Source organism: Enterobacter sp. FUJ80071, assembly GCF_038739915.1.
GTDB lineage: Bacteria > Pseudomonadota > Gammaproteobacteria > Enterobacterales > Enterobacteriaceae > Enterobacter > Enterobacter kobei.
This window is the reverse complement of the sequence record NZ_JBBXKH010000001.1, coordinates 371,494-388,478: the sequence shown is the minus strand read 5'-3', so window position 1 is coordinate 388,478 and position 16,985 is coordinate 371,494. Positions and strand designations below refer to the sequence as shown.

Annotated in this window: 21 protein-coding genes; 12 read left to right on the top strand and 9 right to left on the bottom strand. The window is 54.2% G+C overall.

Annotated elements, in window-relative coordinates; all coding sequences use genetic code 11:
• The first annotated feature begins 9 nt into the window (after nucleotides 1–9).
• Together frdC and frdD are read left to right on the top strand one after the other, a co-directional pair.
• Nucleotides 10–405, top strand: a complete 396-nt coding sequence (gene frdC, locus AAER43_RS01825) for a fumarate reductase subunit FrdC (protein WP_014882213.1) — start codon at nucleotides 10–12, stop codon at nucleotides 403–405.
• A 10-nt stretch (nucleotides 406–415) separates the two neighbouring features.
• The gene (gene frdD, locus AAER43_RS01820) at nucleotides 416–775 is read left to right on the top strand and encodes a fumarate reductase subunit FrdD (RefSeq protein ID WP_000609653.1); all 360 of its coding nucleotides are present in this window, start codon (nucleotides 416–418) and stop codon (nucleotides 773–775) included.
• A gap of 29 nt (nucleotides 776–804) precedes the next feature.
• On the opposite strand, the gene ampR is transcribed toward frdD, so the two are convergent.
• On the bottom strand, nucleotides 805–1,680 hold the full coding sequence (gene ampR / locus AAER43_RS01815; RefSeq protein ID WP_014882212.1) for a LysR family transcriptional regulator AmpR: 876 nt from the start codon (nucleotides 1,678–1,680) through the stop codon (nucleotides 805–807).
• A 132-nt stretch (nucleotides 1,681–1,812) separates the two neighbouring features.
• On the opposite strand from ampR, the gene AAER43_RS01810 reads away from it, so the two are divergent.
• Complete coding sequence (locus AAER43_RS01810) at nucleotides 1,813–2,958, top strand: cephalosporin-hydrolyzing class C beta-lactamase ACT-64 (RefSeq protein ID WP_050861789.1); 1,146 nt, start codon at nucleotides 1,813–1,815, stop codon at nucleotides 2,956–2,958.
• A 98-nt stretch (nucleotides 2,959–3,056) separates the two neighbouring features.
• Nucleotides 3,057–3,587: a lipocalin family protein gene (locus AAER43_RS01805; RefSeq protein WP_050861788.1), complete on the top strand. Its 531-nt coding sequence runs from the start codon at nucleotides 3,057–3,059 to the stop codon at nucleotides 3,585–3,587.
• On the opposite strand, the gene sugE is transcribed toward AAER43_RS01805, so the two are convergent.
• Nucleotides 3,584–3,901 carry a quaternary ammonium compound efflux SMR transporter SugE gene (gene sugE, locus AAER43_RS01800; RefSeq protein WP_014882209.1) on the bottom strand — a complete coding sequence of 106 codons (318 nt, stop codon included), beginning with the start codon at nucleotides 3,899–3,901 and terminating at the stop codon, nucleotides 3,584–3,586. The genes AAER43_RS01805 and sugE overlap by 4 nt on opposite strands.
• A 258-nt stretch (nucleotides 3,902–4,159) precedes the next feature.
• On the opposite strand from sugE, the gene AAER43_RS01795 reads away from it, so the two are divergent.
• Nucleotides 4,160–4,759 carry a LuxR C-terminal-related transcriptional regulator gene (locus AAER43_RS01795; protein ID WP_023331840.1) on the top strand — a complete coding sequence of 200 codons (600 nt, stop codon included), beginning with the start codon at nucleotides 4,160–4,162 and terminating at the stop codon, nucleotides 4,757–4,759.
• 37 nt (nucleotides 4,760–4,796) lie between these two features.
• Here AAER43_RS01795 and ecnB read toward each other — a convergent pair whose 3' ends face one another.
• The 3 genes from ecnB to efp form a co-directional block, all read right to left on the bottom strand.
• Entirely contained in the window at nucleotides 4,797–4,943 is a 147-nt protein-coding gene (gene ecnB / locus AAER43_RS01790; protein WP_003025482.1) for a lipoprotein toxin entericidin B, read from the bottom strand.
• A gap of 108 nt (nucleotides 4,944–5,051) precedes the next feature.
• Nucleotides 5,052–5,183 (bottom strand): entericidin A/B family lipoprotein, encoded by a 132-nt coding sequence (locus AAER43_RS01785; RefSeq protein WP_013095266.1) that lies wholly within the window; start codon nucleotides 5,181–5,183, stop codon nucleotides 5,052–5,054.
• 48 nt (nucleotides 5,184–5,231) lie between these two features.
• Nucleotides 5,232–5,798, bottom strand: coding sequence for an elongation factor P (efp, locus tag AAER43_RS01780; RefSeq protein WP_014882207.1), 567 nt, complete (start codon nucleotides 5,796–5,798; stop codon nucleotides 5,232–5,234).
• Between the two features lie 40 nt (nucleotides 5,799–5,838).
• On the opposite strand from efp, the gene epmB reads away from it, so the two are divergent.
• Nucleotides 5,839–6,867 carry an EF-P beta-lysylation protein EpmB gene (gene epmB, locus AAER43_RS01775; RefSeq protein ID WP_023338937.1) on the top strand — a complete coding sequence of 343 codons (1,029 nt, stop codon included), beginning with the start codon at nucleotides 5,839–5,841 and terminating at the stop codon, nucleotides 6,865–6,867.
• A 65-nt stretch (nucleotides 6,868–6,932) separates the two neighbouring features.
• On the opposite strand, the gene AAER43_RS01770 is transcribed toward epmB, so the two are convergent.
• Entirely contained in the window at nucleotides 6,933–7,286 is a 354-nt protein-coding gene (locus AAER43_RS01770; protein ID WP_014882205.1) for a DUF4156 domain-containing protein, read from the bottom strand.
• A gap of 232 nt (nucleotides 7,287–7,518) precedes the next feature.
• On the opposite strand from AAER43_RS01770, the gene AAER43_RS01765 reads away from it, so the two are divergent.
• From AAER43_RS01765 to iadA, 3 genes are read left to right on the top strand one after another with little or no spacing between them, the layout of a single operon-like run.
• Entirely contained in the window at nucleotides 7,519–8,184 is a 666-nt protein-coding gene (locus tag AAER43_RS01765) for a nucleoside recognition domain-containing protein (RefSeq protein WP_023331837.1), read from the top strand.
• Nucleotides 8,165–8,626, top strand: a complete 462-nt coding sequence (locus tag AAER43_RS01760; protein ID WP_014882203.1) for a YjiG family protein — start codon at nucleotides 8,165–8,167, stop codon at nucleotides 8,624–8,626. Before AAER43_RS01765 ends, AAER43_RS01760 begins: the two co-directional genes overlap by 20 nt.
• A gap of 10 nt (nucleotides 8,627–8,636) precedes the next feature.
• A complete protein-coding gene (gene iadA / locus AAER43_RS01755; protein WP_057057661.1) occupies nucleotides 8,637–9,800 on the top strand; it encodes a beta-aspartyl-peptidase in 1,164 nt (387 codons plus the stop codon).
• A 73-nt stretch (nucleotides 9,801–9,873) separates the two neighbouring features.
• Here the strand turns inward: iadA and groL are convergent, their stop codons facing one another.
• Both groL and AAER43_RS01745 read right to left on the bottom strand, forming a co-directional pair.
• Nucleotides 9,874–11,517 (bottom strand): chaperonin GroEL, encoded by a 1,644-nt coding sequence (groL, locus tag AAER43_RS01750; protein ID WP_014882201.1) that lies wholly within the window; start codon nucleotides 11,515–11,517, stop codon nucleotides 9,874–9,876.
• A 31-nt stretch (nucleotides 11,518–11,548) separates the two neighbouring features.
• Nucleotides 11,549–11,842 carry a co-chaperone GroES gene (locus AAER43_RS01745; RefSeq protein WP_003855929.1) on the bottom strand — a complete coding sequence of 98 codons (294 nt, stop codon included), beginning with the start codon at nucleotides 11,840–11,842 and terminating at the stop codon, nucleotides 11,549–11,551.
• 179 nt (nucleotides 11,843–12,021) lie between these two features.
• On the opposite strand from AAER43_RS01745, the gene yjeH reads away from it, so the two are divergent.
• Nucleotides 12,022–13,269: an L-methionine/branched-chain amino acid transporter gene (yjeH, locus tag AAER43_RS01740; protein WP_032637712.1), complete on the top strand. Its 1,248-nt coding sequence runs from the start codon at nucleotides 12,022–12,024 to the stop codon at nucleotides 13,267–13,269.
• A gap of 24 nt (nucleotides 13,270–13,293) precedes the next feature.
• Here the strand turns inward: yjeH and AAER43_RS01735 are convergent, their stop codons facing one another.
• Entirely contained in the window at nucleotides 13,294–13,758 is a 465-nt protein-coding gene (locus AAER43_RS01735) for an FxsA family protein (RefSeq protein WP_014882199.1), read from the bottom strand.
• A gap of 335 nt (nucleotides 13,759–14,093) precedes the next feature.
• Between AAER43_RS01735 and aspA the strand changes: the two genes are divergently transcribed.
• Together aspA and AAER43_RS01725 are read left to right on the top strand one after the other, a co-directional pair.
• Nucleotides 14,094–15,530 (top strand): aspartate ammonia-lyase, encoded by a 1,437-nt coding sequence (aspA, locus tag AAER43_RS01730; protein ID WP_003855923.1) that lies wholly within the window; start codon nucleotides 14,094–14,096, stop codon nucleotides 15,528–15,530.
• Nucleotides 15,531–15,645: 115 nt separating this feature from the next.
• The gene (locus AAER43_RS01725) at nucleotides 15,646–16,947 is read left to right on the top strand and encodes an anaerobic C4-dicarboxylate transporter (protein ID WP_023331834.1); all 1,302 of its coding nucleotides are present in this window, start codon (nucleotides 15,646–15,648) and stop codon (nucleotides 16,945–16,947) included.
• Nucleotides 16,948–16,985: the final 38 nt, after the last annotated feature.

The following is a 16,985-nucleotide window of genomic DNA, read 5'->3' as shown; positions in this document are numbered from 1 at the left end:
GAGTGCATGATGACGACTAAACGCAAAGCCTATGTGCGGCCAGTGCCGTCCACCTGGTGGAAAAACCTGCCGTTTTATCGCTTCTACATGCTACGTGAAGGCACGGCGGTACCGGCGGTCTGGTTCAGCCTTGAGCTGATGTATGGCGTTTTTGCCCTCAAGCACGGGCCGGAAACCTGGGCGAACTTTGTCGGTTTTCTGCAAAACCCCATCATTGTAATTCTGAACCTGATCGTGCTCGCGGCAGCGCTGCTTCATACCAAAACCTGGTTTGAACTGGCGCCAAAAGCGGCAAACATCATCGTAAAAGGCGAGAAAATGGGGCCAGAGCCGGTGATTAAAGGGCTATGGGGAGTGACGATCCTGGTCACTGTGGTCATTCTGTTTGTCGCACTGTTCTGGTAAGGAGACGACTGTGATTAATCCAAATCCAAAACGTTCAGACGAGCCAGTCTTCTGGGGCCTGTTTGGCGCAGGCGGCATGTGGAGCGCCATCATCGCGCCAGTGATCATTCTGCTGGTTGGGATTATGCTGCCGCTGGGGTTATTCCCGGGCGATGCGCTGAGCTACGAACGCGTGCTGGCGTTTGCGAGCAGCTTTATTGGTCGGGTATTCATCTTCCTAATGATCGTCCTGCCGCTGTGGTGTGGCCTGCACCGTATTCACCATGCGATGCATGACCTGAAAATCCATGTACCGAGCGGTAAATGGGTGTTCTACGGTCTGGCGACCATCCTGACCGTGGTGACGCTGATTGCCGTGGTCACTATCTGATACATCTGGCCCGCCCTCCGGCGGGCCTTTTATTTCTGCATTTTTCCCACCAGCCATTGAGCAAACTCATGCATTGCGGGGGTTTCAGCCCTCGACTGTAATCGTGTGAGCCAGTAACTTCCCAGGTCAATCCGGGTGGCAAACGGCTGCACGATACGCTCGCTATTGAGCAGATGGGTAAACATATCCACAGGTGCTATGGCGATGCCCACACCTGCCTGCGCGGCTTCCAGCATGGTCACGGACGAATCAAAGACCATCACCCGATGCGTGGGTGACGGGGGATGTTCACCTGCCGCCTGCATCCACGCCGACCATTCGTCGCGTCGGTAGGAGCGCAGCAGGGTAAACTTCAGAATGTCGGCCGGAGACTGGAGCCCGAGAGCAATATCGGGCGAGCAAAGCGGGGACAGCGGTGCAGAACACAGGAACTGCGCTTCGGTGCCGTGCCACGCCCCGCCACCGTATCGAATCGTATAATCCAGCCCTTCCGCCGCGGGATCGACGCGGTTGTTATGGGTCGAAAGATGAAGATCGATATGCGGATAGCAGCGACGAAAGTCCGCGAGCTGCGAGAATAAAACACCGGTAGCGAAGGTGCCGACCACACCCACTTTTAGCTTCTCCTGGGCGCGATGACTGGCAAAGCGATCCAGCATTCCGGCGATCCGATCGAATGAATCATTCAACACCGGCAGCAAGTTTTCACCTTCCGTGGTCAGCATCAGCCCGCGCGAAACGCGGACAAACAGCTGACAATTCAGATGCTGCTCCAGCGCTTTAACGTGCTGGCTGATAGCAGAGTGGGTCACGTTCAGCTCTATCGCGGCATGCGTAAAACTGAGGTGTCTGGCGGCCGCTTCGAAAGCGCGAAGCGAATTAAGCGGGAGATAGCTGCGGGTCATCATTACATCCGTTAGAAAAATTAACAGCTAATGCTAAATTTAACCGTTTGTCAGCCACAGTCAAATCCAACAGACTACTGAGGTCTGACGGGCCCGGACACTCCCTTGAACCGCTATTACGGAAGATAACTGATGAAGACAAAATCTCTTTGCTGCGCCCTGCTGCTCAGCACCTCCTGCTCTGTTCTCGCCGCACCGATGTCAGAGAAACAGCTGTCTGACGTGGTGGAACGTACCGTTACCCCCCTGATGAAGGCGCAAGCCATTCCGGGCATGGCGGTGGCGGTGATTTATCAGGGTCATCCGCACTACTTTACCTTCGGAAAGGCCGATGTTGCGGCGAACAAACCTGTCACCCCGCAAACCCTGTTTGAGCTGGGCTCTATAAGTAAAACCTTCACCGGCGTATTAGGTGGCGATGCGATTGCGCGCGGAGAAATATCGCTGGGCGACCCCGTGACAAAGTACTGGCCCGAGCTAACAGGCAAGCAGTGGCAGGGTATTCGCATGTTAGATCTGGCGACCTACACCGCGGGTGGCCTGCCGCTACAGGTGCCGGATGAGGTCACGGATAACGCCTCCCTGCTGCGTTTCTATCAAGACTGGCAACCGCAGTGGAAACCAGGCACAACGCGTCTTTATGCGAACGCCAGCATCGGGCTTTTTGGCGCCCTCGCGGTTAAACCCTCCGGTATGAGCTTTGAACAGGCCATGACGAAGCGGGTCTTCAAGCCGCTCAAACTGGACCATACATGGATTGACGTTCCGAAAGAAGACGAGGCGCATTACGCCTGGGGATACCGTGATGGTAAAACGGTCCACGTTTCACCGGGAATGTTGGATGCCGAAGCGTATGGTGTCAAAACCAACGTCCAGGATATGGCGAGCTGGGTGAAGGCCAACATGAACCCTGCCGCCCTTCCGGATTCAACGTTGAAACAGGGTATTGCCCTGGCACAGTCTCGCTACTGGCGCGTGGGTGCCATGTATCAGGGTCTGGGCTGGGAGATGCTCAACTGGCCGGTAGAAGCCAAAACCGTCGTGGAGGGCAGCGATAACAAGGTGGCTCTTGCACCGTTACCGGTGGCAGAAGTGAACCCTCCAGCTCCGCCAGTAAAAGCATCATGGGTACATAAAACAGGCTCGACGGGTGGATTCGGCAGCTATGTCGCATTTATTCCTGAGAAGGAACTCGGCATTGTTATGCTGGCGAACAAGAGCTATCCGAACCCGGCGCGCGTGGAAGCGGCATACCGTATTCTGAGCGCTCTGCAGTAAAACCTTGCCGGGTGGCGCTGATGCCCACCCGGCCTGCAAAATTCCCGCATTTTCCCTGCTGTCATCTACACTTAACAAAAAACAGTAAGGAAACTCCTATGCGCATTCTGCCTGTTATCGCCGCGGTGACAGCCGCGTTTTTAGTGGTTGCCTGCAGTTCCCCTACCCCACCTCCTGGTGTCACTGTCGTCACGCCTTTTGACGCACAACGCTTTCTCGGAACATGGTATGAAATCGCCCGCCTCGACCATCGGTTCGAACAGGGTTTAGAGAAGGTGACTGCACATTACAGCACGATGAAGGATGGGGGTATTCAGGTTATCAACCGGGGCTATAACCCCGATCGGCAGATGTGGCAGCAGTCTGTCGGGAAAGCATACTTCACCGGCGACCCGCAACGGGCCGCGCTCAAAGTCTCTTTCATTGGCCCCTTCTATGGCGGCTATAACGTGATAGCGCTCGACAGAGAGTACCGTCACGCACTGGTCTGCGGGCCGGATCGCAACTATCTGTGGATACTTTCCCGCACGCCAACCATTTCGTCGGAGATGAAACAGCAGATGCTGGATGTCGCGACCCGGCAAGGGTTTGATGTGTCGAAACTCATCTGGGTTAAACAGCCCCACTAATGGGTGCTGAGCTTCAGTCCAATGATACCGGCCACAATCAGGGCGAGGCTGGCGATACGCGCCAGGCTCGCTGACTCACCCAGCAACAGAATGCCGGTAATTGCAGCCCCCACGGCACCAATCCCCGTCCAGACAGCATAGGCTGTTCCCACGGGCAGGGAACGCATCGCCCATGAGAGCAGAACAATACTCACAATCATCGCAGAAACGGTAATGACGCTGGGCGTCAGGCGGGTAAAACCGTGGGTGTACTTAAGACCAATCGCCCATACTACTTCGAGCAGGCCGGCAATAAAAAGAATAATCCAGGACATCTCAGGCTCCTTAACTTAAATAAGTTGGGGCCGTCCCCGATGAAGAAAGCGCTTACGGGTCGTCCCGCAAGGCAGATAACGCCTCATATTTTGGTTAACGTGCGATTTTTTTTCAATCATTTTCTGCTGACCCCCTTAAGGCCAGAAATAGCCGCAGTAAGGCGCGCAGTTCAGGCATTTATTACTCATCGGACTTCTCTATGATGATGTGCTTTCTGATGGCAGGAAGCCAAACCACTAGCCGACTGCGAATAAAATATGTTCAAAATACTTTTGATTGACCGTTGTCACTTTACCCGCGCGGGGTTTGAAGCATGGCTCAATCATTCCGGTTTATTCCCGGGACATTACGTTGTGACCGGGCTGAACAATCTTTTCCTCGCCAGAGAGCACATTCTGCAATGGAAACCCTCACTGGTTATCGCTGACCTGCATGGTTTCAGGCAGGATACTCCCCATTTCCAGCAATTCTCTTCCTTACTGAATGCCAGCGAAAAACTCCCCTTTATTATGTTGCAATCGGGAGAGGACAGAGACATGACGGCCTGGCTGGAGAACTTCCCGGTCTGGTCTTCACTCATGAAAAATGCCCGTCTTGAGGAACTCGCCACGGTTATTAATGAAGCGTTAATTTCGGGCTCAGACACGCACAGACCAACAGTGGCCACGCCGTTGCTGACCCGCCAGGAGGAGAAAGTGCTGACAATGTGGATGGACGGCGCAAGCAATCAAAAAATTGCCGCTCACCTGAGTATCAATGGGAAAACGGTATATACCTACAAGCGAAATATCCGCATGAAGCTGCATATGGACACGCGCTTTTCCCCGTTTTTATCTCCGCAGGGTACAGAAAACTGACGGTACGAAACCCTTCTGGTTCCGTACCGTTAATTAATTACTGCTGTGCTTTTGTTGCCGCACCAGAGATTGCACTACCACCTTCAGAAATATCCTGACCAACGCCACGCGTGGTATTACAGGCAGTTAATACTGAAGAAAGTACCAGGACTGAAAAGATCGCTGCAATTGTCTTCTTAACCATAATATCTTCCTTTTATAGCCAAAGTTGTTTTGTGTATAGCAACTTAAGAATAGACAAGATCCCGCCGATTGACGGACAAGGAAGCATTTTTCGGAAAATTAGACGAGCTTAGCTGGCCGCGTGAGAAATGATATGCCCAAGATCCTGGATATCTTCCCCCATGCCGCGCGTGGTGTTACAGCCGGAAAGCAATGCACTGGAGAGCGCTAACAGAAGCAGAATTTTAACGGTACGTTTCATCATCCCTGCCTGCAAAAATCAGGCGCAGCGGGCGCTGCGCCCTGACTATTACTTCACGCGTGATACGTATTCGCCGGAGCGGGTATCCACTTTGATCACTTCGCCAGTCTGTACGAACAGTGGCACTTTAACCACAGCACCGGTAGACAGCGTCGCTGGTTTACCGCCAGTACCGGCAGTGTCACCTTTCAGACCTGGATCGGTTTCAACGATTTCCAGCTCAACAAAGTTTGGTGGAGTAACAGCGATAGGCTGACCGTTCCACAGGGTCACGATGCACTCAGCCTGATCCAGCAGCCATTTTTCGCTATCGCCAATCGCTTTCGCGTCAGCAGACAGCTGCTCGAAGGTTTCGTTGTTCATGAAGTGCCAGAACTCACCGTCGTTGTACAGGTAAGTCAGGTTCATATCCACAACATCTGCGCCTTCAGCGGAGTCGGTAGACTTGAAAGTTTTCTCAACGCGGGTACCGGTCAGCAGGCGGCGCAGCTTAACGCGTGCGAATGCCTGGCCTTTACCTGGTTTAACGAATTCGCTGGCTTCAACCGCGTACGGTTCGCCGTCCATCATGATTTTAAGACCAGCACGAAAATCGTTGCTATAGTACGTTGCCATAAGGCCCTCTAAATTTGTTAACTGGTAGCTAAGCCACAAAATGGCGCATATTGTAACCCTAAACACCCCGTCCAGAGAAGATTGGTTATCGCAACTTGCCGATGTAATCACCAGTCCTGATGAATTGCTGCGTCTTTTAGACCTCGATCAGCACCCAGAGTTGCTTGCGGGCCGCGAGGCAAAGCGCCTTTTCGCCCTGCGCGTTCCACGCGCGTTTGTTGCGCGCATGGAGAAAGGCAATCCTGACGATCCGCTTTTAAAACAAACCATTACCTTGCAGGATGAGTTCATTACTGCACCAGGGTACAGCACCGATCCCCTGGAAGAGCAGAACAGTGTGGTACCGGGTTTACTGCATAAGTATCTCAACCGCGCCCTGCTGCTGGTCAAAGGCGGCTGCGCGGTAAATTGCCGTTATTGCTTCCGTCGGCACTTCCCTTACGCCGAAAACCAGGGAAATAAGCGCAACTGGCAGGTCGCGCTGGACTATATCGCCGCCCATTCAGAGCTGGATGAGATTATTTTTTCCGGCGGTGACCCGCTGATGGCAAAAGATCATGAGCTGGACTGGCTATTAACCCAGCTTGAGGCCATCCCGCACATCAAACGTCTGCGTATTCACAGCCGTTTACCGATTGTCATTCCGGCACGCATTACTGACGGACTGGTGTCGCGCCTGGCGCAATCCCGCTTGCAGGTGCTGCTGGTGAACCATATTAACCACGCGAATGAAATTGACGATGCATTTCGCGCGGCCATGGCGCGCCTGCGTAAAGTGGGGGTCACGCTACTAAACCAGAGCGTGCTGCTGCGTGGGGTAAATGATAGCGCCCGTGTGCTGGCCGACCTCAGCAACGCCCTGTTTGATGCGGGTGTCTTGCCCTATTACCTGCATGTGCTGGATCGCGTGCAGGGTGCGGCGCACTTCATGGTGACCGATGAAGAAGCCCGACAGATTATGCGCGAGCTGTTAACGCTGGTTTCAGGTTATATGGTACCCAAGCTGGCGCGCGAAATTGGCGGAGAGCCAAGTAAGACGCCGCTGGATTTGCAGCTGCGGCAGCACTAAAAGGCAGGTGGCGCTACGCTTACCTGCCCTACAGGGTCCGGGCGCAGCGCCATCACCGCGTTAACTCAGTTCGGGCACTTGTAGACCTGGCCGCTCATCTGGCTGGCGGTTGGCACGAAGCTGGAGAGCATTCCCTGCGTTGGGCTACTCACGCCGTAAATCACATTGCCGCCCATTGCCGCAGCCTGGTTACGCAGGGCATTCGCCGCACCGCGCATAGAGCCGCCCTCTTCACCATGCTGTCCCGACATCCAGTTGCTTTGCTCGCCCGTGGCCGTGCCTAACAGCTGGCATTCGCTACCCGGCTTATCTTCCACAAAGCGAACACCCTGGCCCGCCGCCGACAGCTCATTGCTGGAGCTACAACCCGCCAGCAGCAATGCTGCCCCTACAATCCCTGCACAGACTTTTACGCGCATGTTATTCCTCGTTTTCAATAAGCTGGACAGTAGTTGTCCGTGTCTAAATCTTATACCTAAAAGATGACCAAAAGAAAAATGCCGAGCATTTCTGCGAGCCAGATTCCGCCAGGCACTCCTCCGACATCTTAAATGAATTCTGATAATAGCCTTTGGGATATCGTGTTTTAGCCCTCGATCGTATGTAGTGGTGCGACGTACAACTTTTGTACGCAATGAAAAAGGGGGTTTCATGAGTGCATCATCCTCAGGAGAGGAAAAAGTGACATGGGTAGGCTATCTGGCGTTTGTACTCACCATCGTATTTTTCTCCGGTTTTTTCGCCAAAAGTACTGAATGGTGGCGCGTGCTGGACTTTACCGTCTTAAACGGTAGCTTTGGACCGGTCAACGGCGCCCTGACGTTTCGCGGCACGGGCGGAACGGGGGCGAAAGACGGGTTTTTATTTGCCCTTGAACTGGCGCCCTCGGTCATTTTATCGCTCGGGATCATTGCCGTCACCGAAGGCCTGGGCGGACTGCGTGCCGCACAACAGCTGATGACGCCTATTTTGCGTCCGCTGCTTGGCGTGCCGGGGATCTGCTCTCTGGCCCTTATCGCCAACCTGCAAAACACCGATGCGGCGGCAGGTATGACCAAAGAGCTGACCGACGACGGAGCAATTACCGACCATGAACGCGCCATTTTCGCTACCTTCCAGACCAGCGGAAGCGCCATTATTACCAACTATTTTTCTTCCGGCGCCGCGCTTTTCACGTTTATTACCGTCCCGGTGATCGCGCCGCTGGCCGTCATTCTGGTATTCAAATTTGTTGGCGCTAACTTCCTGCGACTGTGGATCGCCCGTATGGAAGATCATCGTATTCAGGAGGAAAAAAATGATCGCCCAGCCGCGTAAAAATATCATGGACATGTTTATTGATGGTGCCCGCCGCGGCTTTACCATCGCGACCACCAGCCTGCTGCCAAACGTGGTCATGGCATTTGTCATTATTCAGGCGCTGAAGGTGACGGGCCTGCTGGATATCGTGGGCAATGTTTGCGAGCCCGTCATGGCGCTCTGGGGGCTTCCGGGCGCGGCGGCAACGGTCCTTCTGGCCTCGGTGATGAGTATGGGCGGCGGCGTGGGGGTCTGCGCCAGTCTGGTCGCCGCCGGCTCACTCAACGGTCACGATGCCACCATCCTGCTGCCCGCCATCTATTTGATGGGCAATCCGGTGCAAAATACCGGCCGCTGCCTGGGTACCGCAGGCGTAAATCCGAAATATTACCCGCACATTATTACGGTTTGCGTCATTAACGCCCTGCTCTCAATGTGGGTGATGCAGCTACTCTTCTGAGGAGATAAAAATGGATTTTTCAGTGCTGGAACCCCATCTTTTCCGCAACGCACATCTCTACGCCCCGGAGGATCGGGGACATTGCGATCTGCTGATCGCTGGGGGAAAAATTGTTGCGATCGAAAAAGCGGGGCATGCAACAACGCGGATGGCGTGTCCTGAAACCGATCTCGCCGGAGCGGTGATTTGCCCGGGATTTATCGATCAGCACGTGCATCTCATCGGTGGCGGCGGTGAAGCGGGGCCCCACACCCGCACGCCGGAGGTGCGGCTGTCTGCGCTGGTAGCAGCAGGTATCACCTCCGTGGTTGGCCTGCTGGGCACCGACGGCGTCACCCGACACCCTGAATCACTGCTGGCAAAAACACGCGCGCTTGAGCATGAAGGGATCAGCGCGTGGATGCTGACGGGCGCGTACGGACTGCCTTCTCCGACGATTACCGGCAGTATTGAAAAAGATGTGGCGCTGATCGACAAAATCATTGGTGTAAAATGCGCGATTTCCGATCATCGCTCTTCCGCGCCAGCGGACGATCGGCTCGCCAGTATGGCCGCCCAGTCACGCGTCGGCGGGCTATTGGGTGCCAAAGCGGGTATCTCCGTTTTTCACCTCGGCAACAGCCCGAAGCTGCTGGAGCCGCTCCTTAACATTCTGAATAGCGCCGACGTTCCCCGCACGAAGCTGATGCCAACCCACGTTAACCGCGGCGAGGCGCTTTTCCTCGCCGCGCTAAACTATGCTCGCGAAGGGGGTTATATCGATATCACCACCAGCATCAGCGAACCCATTGATGCCGCCACCGCCATTGCGACAGCCCGCGAAGCGCAGGTGCCGTTTAACCGTCTCACGCTCAGCTCGGACGGTAACGGTAGCCAACCGAATTTTGACGCAAATGGCAATCTGGTAGGTATTGGCGTGGCAGGATTCGAATCCCTTCCGGAAACCCTACAGCAGTTGGTCAGCCGCTATCACCTGCCGCTGGAGGAGGCGCTTCTGCCATTTACGCGTAATGTGGCGGAGTTTCTCGGGCTGGAGCATAAAGGACGGATCGCGCCCGGATGCGATGCCGATTTCCTGGTGTTGACGGACGATCTAAAAATCCACGAGGTCTGGGCGAAAGGCCGCCAGATGGTGCGCGAAGGTGTTGTGTGCGTGAAAGGCACCTTTGAGTAGCAGCTGGACAGGCAATAAAAAACCCCGGGCATCGCTGCCCGGGGTTCGTTCTGAGAGGTTCAGAACAACATGATTACATCATGCCGCCCATACCACCCATGCCGCCCATACCAGCAGCACCTAAGTCAGGCGCGTCGCCTTTAGGCATATCAGTAACCATGCACTCGGTGGTGATCATCAGGCCAGCTACAGATGCCGCATACTGCAGAGCAGAACGGGTAACTTTAGTTGGGTCCAGAATACCGAAGTCGATCATGTTGCCGTATTCTTCAGTTGCCGCGTTGTAACCGTAGTTACCTTCGCCCGCTTTCACGTTGTTCGCAACCACAGATGGCTCTTCACCGGCGTTAGAAACGATCTGACGCAGAGGCGCTTCCATTGCGCGCAGCGCAACTTTGATACCCACGTTCTGGTCTTCGTTCTGTGCAGTCAGGCCAGCCAGTTTAGCGGCAACACGCACCAGCGCAACGCCACCACCAGCAACCACGCCTTCTTCTACCGCAGCACGGGTCGCGTGCAGGGCATCGTCAACGCGCGCTTTTTTCTCTTTCATTTCAACTTCGGTCGCAGCACCGACTTTGATAACGGCGACACCGCCTGCCAGTTTCGCTACGCGCTCCTGCAGTTTTTCACGGTCGTAATCAGAGGTTGCTTCTTCGATCTGCTTACGGATCTGACCAACACGGCCCTGAATAGCGGCTTCTTCACCCACACCGTCGATGATGGTGGTGGTGTCTTTGTTGATCACAACGCGTTTTGCCTGGCCCAGGTCTTCCAGGGTCGCTTTTTCCAGCTCCATACCGATCTCTTCGGAGATAACGGTACCGCCAGTCAGGGTTGCGATATCCTGCAGCATCGCTTTACGACGATCGCCGAAGCCAGGTGCTTTAACCGCAGCCACTTTCACGATGCCACGCATGGTGTTAACCACCAGGGTCGCCAGCGCTTCGCCTTCAACGTCTTCAGCGATGATAACCAGCGGTTTGCCTGCTTTCGCAACGGCTTCCAGCACTGGCAGCATTTCGCGGATGTTGGAGATTTTCTTGTCAGCCAGCAGGATGAACGGGCTTTCCAGCTCAACAGCGCCAGTCTCTGGCTTGTTGATGAAGTATGGGGACAGGTAGCCGCGGTCGAACTGCATACCTTCAACCACGTCCAGTTCGTCTTCCAGACCGGTACCGTCTTCAACGGTGATAACGCCTTCTTTACCGACTTTGTCCATCGCTTCAGCGATCAGTTTACCTACGGTTTCGTCGGAGTTAGCGGAGATGGTACCTACCTGAGCAATGGCTTTGGAGTCAGAGCACGGTACGGACAGCGCTTTCAGCTCTTCAACAGCGGAAGCGACAGCTTTGTCGATACCACGTTTCAGATCCATTGGGTTCATGCCCGCAGCAACGGCTTTCAGACCTTCAGTGATGATAGCCTGCGCCAGTACGGTCGCGGTGGTGGTACCGTCACCTGCAGCATCGTTCGCTTTAGAGGCAACTTCTTTCACCATCTGAGCACCCATGTTTTCGAACTTGTCTTCCAGTTCGATTTCACGTGCTACAGAAACACCATCTTTGGTGATGGTTGGCGCGCCGAAGGATTTATCCAGCACTACGTTACGGCCTTTCGGGCCCAGGGTCACTTTAACTGCATCGGCCAGTACGTTTACGCCGCGGAGCATTTTTACACGAGCGTCGTTACCGAATTTTACGTCTTTAGCTGCCATGTTCTTATTTCCTCAAATTCTCGTGCGTAAATTACGCTTCAACAATTGCCAGAATGTCGCTCTCGGACATGATCAACACTTCTTCATTGTCGATCTTCTCGGATTTCACGCCGTAGCCATCGTTGAAAATTACGATGTCACCAACTTTAACGTCCAGCGGCTGCACAGTTCCGTTTTCCAGGATGCGGCCCTTACCGACAGCGATGATTTCGCCACGCGTTGATTTGGCTGCAGCAGAACCGGTCAGAACGATGCCGCCAGCAGACTTGGTTTCAACTTCTTTACGTTTGACGATCACACGATCATGTAACGGACGAATACTCATTGATAGCTCTCCTTTGAGAAAGTCATTATCAGTTATGGATGACGCCGGCCCGCATGCGGTTTTCCGACTAGTGCCCTGAGAGATGGGGATAGCTTTTTCCCCCTTCAAGGGGGAGTTGAAAAAAAATTTTGCGAAAGTGTTACCATCCCCTCTCTTTTGGTATTGGCAGGACGATGTCAATGAGTGGACTTAAACAGGAGTTGGGACTGGCGCAGGGCGTTGGCCTGCTCTCAACCTCCTTGTTAGGTACGGGCGTATTTGCCGTACCCGCACTGGCGGCGCTGGTAGCAGGCAATAACAGCCTGTGGGCGTGGCCGGTGCTGATTGTGCTGGTGTTTCCGATAGCCATTGTGTTTGCCATCCTCGGGCGGCACTTCCCTGACGCAGGCGGTGTGGCGCACTTTGTCGGGCTGGCGTTTGGCCCGCGACTGAAGCGTGTTACCGGCTGGCTGTTTCTCTCGGTGATCCCGGTGGGTCTTCCTGCGGCATTGCATATTGCAACCGGCTTTGGACAGGCGCTGTTTGGCTGGCATAACGAGCAGCTCCTGCTGGCTGAACTGGGTACGCTGGCCATTGTCTGGTGGGTGGGCTCACGCGGCGCCAGCTCAAGTGCAAACCTGCAGACGCTGGTTGCGGTACTGATTGTTGCGCTCGTCGCGGCTGTCTGGTGGGCGGGCGATATCACAATTAAGGACATTCCCTTCCCGGCAGCGACAAACATTGACCATTCACAGCTTTTCGCCGCCCTTGCCGTTATGTTCTGGTGTTTTGTGGGTCTCGAAGCGTTCGCCCATCTGGCCTCTGAATTTAAGCAGCCTGAGCGCGATTTTCCGCGCGCGCTGATGATTGGCCTGCTGCTGGCAGGAACAGTTTACTGGGCCTGCACCGTGCTGGTATTGCACTTCAACGCATTCGGTGCGGATAAAGCGGCTGCCGCGTCACTGCCTGGCATAGTGGTACAGCTGTTTGGCGTAAAAGCGCTGTGGGTCGCGTGTATGATTGGCTATCTCGCCTGTTTTGCCAGCCTGAATATTTATATCCAGAGCTTTGCCCGTCTGGTGTGGTCGCAGGCGCTTTATAATCCTGAAAGCCGTCTTGCGCAGTTGTCCAAACGTCAACTTCCGGTGAATGCACTGAATACCGTGCTGGGCTGCTGCGTGTTGAGTACGCTGGGTATTTACGTACTGAAAATCAATCTGGATGCCCTGATCGTCTACGCCAACGGCATTTTCATTATGATCTATCTGCTGTGCATGCTGGCGGGCTGTCGTCTGCTGGAAGGCCGCTATAAAGCACTGGCGGTCGTTGGGGGTGTGCTTTGCCTGCTGTTGCTGGCAATGGTGGGATGGAAGAGTGTGTATGCCATCGTCATGCTGGCAGGGCTGTGGCTGTTTTTACCGAAGCGGCAAAACCCGCAGGCCCGGTGAGCGATGCGCCACCGGGCATAAAAATCACCGATCGTCTTTGTGGTCTAAACGGTCGTGCTGTTCATCCTTACGCTGATACTCCCCTTCAAACGTATCGCCCGGGCCCGTACTGAAGCCACCGCCCGGCATACGGCTAAAACGCAGATGCGGCAGCAGCTTCATGGTCAGGTGTTTTTGCACTGGCGGCAGAAGCAGCAAAAGGCCGAGAAAGTCGGTAAAGAAGCCAGGCAGAATAAGCAGCAGACCCGCGATAATCAGCGACACGCTTTTGATCATCTCTTCTGCCGGGCTTTCGCCTGCAGCCATCTTCTGCTGCATTATCAGGAAATTTTTGAAACCCTGGTTACGCACCAGCGACATGCCGATGACGGAGGTGAAAATCACCAGAACCAGCGTCAGCAGGACGCCCAGTACATGGGCAACCTGGATAAAAATGGAAATCTCAATGTAAACATAGAGAAAGAAAGCAATAAATGGTATCCAGCGCACTGGCATCTCCTGTAGGGCAGGTGCCGTCAGGCCCCTGTCTGAATGTGTTCGCGACGCGCGTTTGTATGAAATGGTGGCAGTTAGCGAAAATTCAATCGGTTTGCACGGATATTTTTTCTGGAAATATTAAAGCGGTGACACATTTCACAGATTAATAATTATCATGGAATCGGCTCGATAATAAGTGATCCAGCTTACGGCAATTCGCTATCATCAGCATATGATCTCGAGCATCTGGCTGATTGAGGGAATAATCGTCGGTCAGAAAATATTCAAAACCACATATATACTGTGTGTTTAGTACAATCCATCGGCAGCTTGAAAAGAAGGTTCACATGTTAAACAACATTCGTATCGAAGAAGACTTGTTGGGTACCAGGGAAGTTCCAGCGGATGCCTACTATGGTGTTCACACTCTGAGAGCGATTGAAAACTTCTACATCAGCAACAGCAAAATCAGCGATATCCCTGAGTTTGTCCGTGGCATGGTGATGGTGAAGAAAGCCGCAGCGCTGGCTAACAAAGAGCTGCAAACCATTCCTAAAAGCGCGGCAAATGCGATTATCGCTGCCTGCGATGAAGTGCTGAACAACGGCAAATGCATGGACCAGTTCCCGGTTGACGTCTATCAGGGCGGCGCGGGTACCTCCGTCAACATGAATACCAACGAAGTACTGGCAAACATCGGCCTGGAGCTGATGGGTCATCAGAAAGGTGAATACCAGTACCTGAACCCGAACGACCACGTTAACAAATGCCAGTCCACCAACGACGCCTACCCAACCGGCTTCCGTATCGCGGTGTATGCCTCCGTGGTGAAACTGGTGGACGCCATCAACCAACTGGGCGATGGCTTCCAGCGTAAAGCGGTTGAGTTCCAGGATATCCTGAAAATGGGTCGTACCCAGTTACAGGACGCAGTGCCAATGACGCTGGGCCAGGAATTCCACGCATTTAACGTGCTGCTGAATGAAGAGACCAAAAACCTGCTGCGCACCTCTGAGCTGCTGCTGGAAGTGAACCTGGGCGCAACCGCCATCGGTACGCGTCTGAACACCCCGGATGGCTATCAGCAGCTGGCGGTTCAGAAGCTGGCTGAAGTGTCCAACCTGCCGGTCGTGCCTGCGGAAGACCTGATTGAAGCCACCTCCGACTGCGGCGCGTACGTGATGGTACACAGCGCACTGAAACGTCTGGCGGTGAAACTGTCCAAAATCTGTAATGACCTGCGCCTGCTCTCTTCCGGCCCGCGCGCTGGCCTGAACGAAATCAACCTGCCAGAGCTGCAGGCGGGTTCGTCCATCATGCCAGCTAAGGTGAACCCGGTCGTGCCAGAAGTGGTGAATCAGGTTTGCTTCAAAGTCATCGGTAACGACACTACCGTGACGATGGCCTCCGAGGCCGGTCAGCTGCAGCTGAACGTAATGGAGCCCGTGATTGGCCAGGCGATGTTCGAATCTATCCACATCCTGACTAACGCCTGCTACAACCTGCTGGAAAAATGCATTAACGGCATTACCGCAAATAAAGAAGTGTGTGAAGGCTACGTTTACAACTCTATCGGGATCGTCACCTACCTCAACCCGTTCATCGGTCACCATAACGGTGACATTGTCGGTAAGATTTGTGCCGAAACCGGTAAGAGCGTGCGTGAAGTGGTGCTGGAGCGCGGACTGTTGACCGAGGCTGAGTTGGACGATATCTTCTCCGCCCAGAACCTGATGCACCCGGCATATAAAGCGAAACGATATACCGATGAAAGCGAACAGTAACCGTTCAGGCTAGGCTTTTAAAGGCACGTCACTTGTGACGTGCCTTTTTTCTTTTTAGGCGTTACCAAAATACAACAATTCAATATCAACTTGTTAATAAGCAAGGCAGGTCCTTATGTTTGGAGCAGAACTCGTCATCGTCTTGTTGGCGATTTATTTGGGAGCAAGACTCGGGGGTATCGGCATCGGTTTTGCCGGCGGTCTCGGGGTGCTCGTTCTTACCCTTATCTTTCAGATTAAACCCGGCGCAATCCCTTTTGACGTTATCGAAATCATCATGGCAGTTATTGCCGCTATCGCCGCTATGCAGGTGGCAGGCGGTATGGACTACCTGGTGAGTCTGGCGGAGCGTATGCTGCGCCGCCATCCAAAATACATTACCTTCCTTGCCCCGCTGGTCACCTGGTTTATGACCATTCTCGCGGGAACTGGCCACACGGCGTTCTCCACGCTGCCGGTGATTACCGAAGTGGCAAAAGAACAGGGGATTCGCCCGTCTCGTCCCCTCTCTATTGCCGTCGTTGCGTCTCAGATTGCCATCACCGCGTCGCCGATCTCTGCCGCCGTAGTCTTCTTCGCCGGTATCCTTGAGCCGATGGGCGTGAGCTACCTGACGCTGCTGGCGATCTGTATTCCGGTGACGCTGATTGCGGTCATGATTACTGCCGTGCTGTGTAACTTCCTCGGTGCCGAACTGAAAGACGATCCGGTTTACCAGGAGCGTCTGGCAAAAGGTGAAGTGAGACTGCGCGGTAGCCAGGTCTTCGAACTGAAGCCGCACGCAAAGCGCTCCGTACTGCTTTTCCTGATTGGTATCGTCGCAGTGATGTTCTACGCAACCGCCATCAGTGACACCGTGGGGCTGATTCAGAACCCGGTTCTGCCGCGTAACGAAGCGATTGTGGTGTTCATGCTGACTATCGCGACGCTGATTAGTATCACCTGTAAAATCGACACCAGCGAAGTGCTGAACGCCAGTACCTTTAAATCCGGTATGAGCGCCTGCGTGTGTGTACTGGGTGTGGCATGGCTCGGCGATACCTTCGTGAAGGCGCACATCAGCGATATCCAGACCGTAGCCGGCGACCTGCTGCACAACTACCCGTGGCTGCTGGCGGTCGTGCTGTTCTTTGCTGCGACCCTGCTTTACTCCCAGGCAGCAACCACCAAAGCGCTGATGCCTGCGGCACTCATGTTAGGCGTAACGCCGCTGACGGCGATTGCCTCTTTCGCAGCCGTTTCCGCACTGTTCGTTCTGCCAACCTACCCAACCCTGCTGGCAGCGGTTGAAATGGATGACACTGGCTCTACCCGTATCGGTAAATACGTGTTTAACCACGCGTTTCTGATCCCGGGCGTGGTGGCAATTACGCTTTGCGTCATCCTCGGCTTTATCATCGGTGGCATTGTGCTGTAAACCTTCAGCCGTTGTAAAAATAGTTAAAATCGGGCCGC

What these genes read in the sequence shown, in the direction of transcription:
- epmB (WP_023338937.1), top strand. Translation starts at nt 5,839, where the DNA reads ATGGCGCATATTGTAACCCTAAACACCCCGTCCAGAGAAGATTGGTTA.
- ecnB (WP_003025482.1), bottom strand. Translation starts at nt 4,943, where the DNA reads ATGGTTAAGAAGACAATTGCAGCGATCTTTTCAGTCCTGGTACTTTCT.
- AAER43_RS01785 (WP_013095266.1), bottom strand. Translation starts at nt 5,183, where the DNA reads ATGAAACGTACCGTTAAAATTCTGCTTCTGTTAGCGCTCTCCAGTGCA.
- efp (WP_014882207.1), bottom strand. Translation starts at nt 5,798, where the DNA reads ATGGCAACGTACTATAGCAACGATTTTCGTGCTGGTCTTAAAATCATG.
- iadA (WP_057057661.1), top strand. Translation starts at nt 8,637, where the DNA reads ATGGATTTTTCAGTGCTGGAACCCCATCTTTTCCGCAACGCACATCTC.
- AAER43_RS01770 (WP_014882205.1), bottom strand. Translation starts at nt 7,286, where the DNA reads ATGCGCGTAAAAGTCTGTGCAGGGATTGTAGGGGCAGCATTGCTGCTG.
- yjeH (WP_032637712.1), top strand. Translation starts at nt 12,022, where the DNA reads ATGAGTGGACTTAAACAGGAGTTGGGACTGGCGCAGGGCGTTGGCCTG.
- groL (WP_014882201.1), bottom strand. Translation starts at nt 11,517, where the DNA reads ATGGCAGCTAAAGACGTAAAATTCGGTAACGACGCTCGTGTAAAAATG.
- AAER43_RS01745 (WP_003855929.1), bottom strand. Translation starts at nt 11,842, where the DNA reads ATGAGTATTCGTCCGTTACATGATCGTGTGATCGTCAAACGTAAAGAA.
- AAER43_RS01760 (WP_014882203.1), top strand. Translation starts at nt 8,165, where the DNA reads ATGATCGCCCAGCCGCGTAAAAATATCATGGACATGTTTATTGATGGT.
- AAER43_RS01795 (WP_023331840.1), top strand. Translation starts at nt 4,160, where the DNA reads ATGTTCAAAATACTTTTGATTGACCGTTGTCACTTTACCCGCGCGGGG.
- aspA (WP_003855923.1), top strand. Translation starts at nt 14,094, where the DNA reads ATGTTAAACAACATTCGTATCGAAGAAGACTTGTTGGGTACCAGGGAA.
- AAER43_RS01810 (WP_050861789.1), top strand. Translation starts at nt 1,813, where the DNA reads ATGAAGACAAAATCTCTTTGCTGCGCCCTGCTGCTCAGCACCTCCTGC.
- AAER43_RS01765 (WP_023331837.1), top strand. Translation starts at nt 7,519, where the DNA reads ATGAGTGCATCATCCTCAGGAGAGGAAAAAGTGACATGGGTAGGCTAT.
- frdC (WP_014882213.1), top strand. Translation starts at nt 10, where the DNA reads ATGACGACTAAACGCAAAGCCTATGTGCGGCCAGTGCCGTCCACCTGG.
- ampR (WP_014882212.1), bottom strand. Translation starts at nt 1,680, where the DNA reads ATGACCCGCAGCTATCTCCCGCTTAATTCGCTTCGCGCTTTCGAAGCG.
- AAER43_RS01805 (WP_050861788.1), top strand. Translation starts at nt 3,057, where the DNA reads ATGCGCATTCTGCCTGTTATCGCCGCGGTGACAGCCGCGTTTTTAGTG.
- AAER43_RS01725 (WP_023331834.1), top strand. Translation starts at nt 15,646, where the DNA reads ATGTTTGGAGCAGAACTCGTCATCGTCTTGTTGGCGATTTATTTGGGA.
- sugE (WP_014882209.1), bottom strand. Translation starts at nt 3,901, where the DNA reads ATGTCCTGGATTATTCTTTTTATTGCCGGCCTGCTCGAAGTAGTATGG.